This window comes from Paramuribaculum intestinale, assembly GCF_003024925.1.
Classification (GTDB): Bacteria; Bacteroidota; Bacteroidia; order Bacteroidales; family Muribaculaceae; genus Paramuribaculum; species Paramuribaculum intestinale.
Window position 1 is genome coordinate 1 of record NZ_PUED01000311.1, and the last position, 1849, is coordinate 1849.

The following is a 1849-nucleotide window of genomic DNA, read 5'->3' on the forward strand; positions in this document are numbered from 1 at the left end:
TTGCTAATATTAAAAAAGGTTAAATATAGATAACCCCATTCCAGTGCTACATATATAGACCCTTTTGCACATGGCTTCACGCCAATGTACAAAAGGGTTTGCTCGTTTTTGGACTGTAAAAGATGGGAAGTTAACAACATTTTCATTAACTCCGCGACCTTCATAGTTAAAATACGTAATCTCACACACGGCCTCACACCCACGGCACAGGTTATCACACCGGTTCTACACACGGCCTCACATATTCCGCGATTATATTGCCGTCGATCGTTTCGGAGCGTTTCAGCACTCCAGTGGGAGCCGGCATGAGACACCGCCCGTCGCGGCCGAGCCTCACGGGAGATCTCTCCACGCGGGCCTCGTCCCACAGGCCGCTGTCGGCCACCGCCGTCAGAGTCCGCGCTCCACCCTCCACCATCAGAGATATGAATCCAAGGTCATAAAGCCGCTTCATGACAGCGGCCATGTCGTGGGAGTCGATATCGGTCTGCTGCTCCACGTGCGAAGGCAGATCATCACGCCGCCGGTCTGTGAAACATATCACACGACCCGGGTCATACACCGACGCTCCGGCTGGGGTCACACCGGAGGCGTCTAATACCACACGGGCGGGATTGCGCCCTGCCGTGCCGCGCACGGTCAGCGAAGGATTGTCGGTCAGTATGGTCCCGGCGCCCGTCATTATGGCATCGTAGCGAGCGCGCAGCCCGTGCATGAGCTGCATGGTGAGCGGCGTGGAAAATTTCACAGCGCCGTCACGCGATGCCATGAAGCCGTCGGCGCTCGTGGCCCATTTGAGCAGCGTGTAGGGTCGGTGCCGGCGGTGGGCGGTGAAAAACTTCACATTGAGAGCCTCGCACTCTTCACGAAGCACTCCGGTCACCACTTCGATGCCGGCGCGGCGCAGACGCTCCACTCCCCTTCCGTCGACTTTGGCAAAGGGATCGAGACAACCCACCACCACACGCTTCAGACCCTTGTCGGCTATCAGATCGGCACACGGAGGCGTGCGGCCGAAATGGGCACACGGCTCAAGAGTCACATATATGGCACTTTCCGGCAATTTATGCTGATCGGCCACCGATGCTATGGCGTTGACCTCGGCATGAGGGCCGCCGCACTTACGGTGATAGCCCTCGCCTATGATATGGCCGTCGCATGTCACCACTGCCCCTACCATCGGGTTGGGCGATGCGCCGAGCTCGCCGCAGCGGGCAAGCTGCATGGCACGGCGCATCATCTCTTCGTCGAAGGCTGTCACGTCCATCGACCGTCGCTTTTAATCAATGCGGTCAGAGCATCCACAGCCTCTTCGGCGGGAATGTTTTTCCTGACACACTCCTTGCCACGATAAAGGCTCACACGACCCACACCGGCGCCGACATAGCCGTAGTCGGCGTCGGCCATCTCGCCCGGACCGTTCACCACGCAGCCCATCACTCCTATCTTCAGACCCTTTAGCGAAGCCGTGGCCGCCTTGACGGCGGCAAGGGTCTGCTGGAGATCAAACATGGTGCGTCCGCACGAGGGGCACGAGATGTACTCCGTGCGGCTGATGCGCTGACGGGTCGACTGAAGTATGGCGAACGCCAGACTTATCGATTCGCTGTCGCTCAGTGAGTCCGATTCCACCTGTATGCCGTCGGCAAAGCCGTCTAGAAGTGCCGGACCGAGATCGGCCGCGGCATACACCATGGTCTGTTCGGGAGTCAGACCTTTGTAGGATACACGGATCATGACCGGATTGTCCTTGCCGTGAACCGACAGTTGATGCATGGCCTGACGTATCGCGCCACGGAAGAAGGGGTGCTCCGTGGTCAGAACCACCGGCTGTCCGGGCGCTACGGCC

The 1849-nt window shown here is 58.8% G+C and carries 1 protein-coding gene and 1 pseudogene; both read right to left on the reverse strand.

Annotated elements, in window-relative coordinates:
* Positions 1 to 214: 214 nt before the first annotated feature.
* Positions 215 to 1267 (reverse strand): bifunctional diaminohydroxyphosphoribosylaminopyrimidine deaminase/5-amino-6-(5-phosphoribosylamino)uracil reductase RibD, encoded by a 1053-nt coding sequence (ribD, locus tag C5O24_RS13060; protein ID WP_107035297.1) that lies wholly within the window; start codon positions 1265 to 1267, stop codon positions 215 to 217.
* A pseudogene (locus C5O24_RS13065) lies at positions 1258 to 1849 on the reverse strand (flavodoxin-dependent (E)-4-hydroxy-3-methylbut-2-enyl-diphosphate synthase); the annotation flags it as partial. The pseudogene C5O24_RS13065 and the gene ribD, both read right to left, overlap by 10 nt.

Coding starts and splice junctions, on each gene's coding strand:
- ribD (WP_107035297.1), bottom strand. CDS start 1,267: ATGGACGTGACAGCCTTCGACGAAGAGATGATGCGCCGTGCCATGCAG.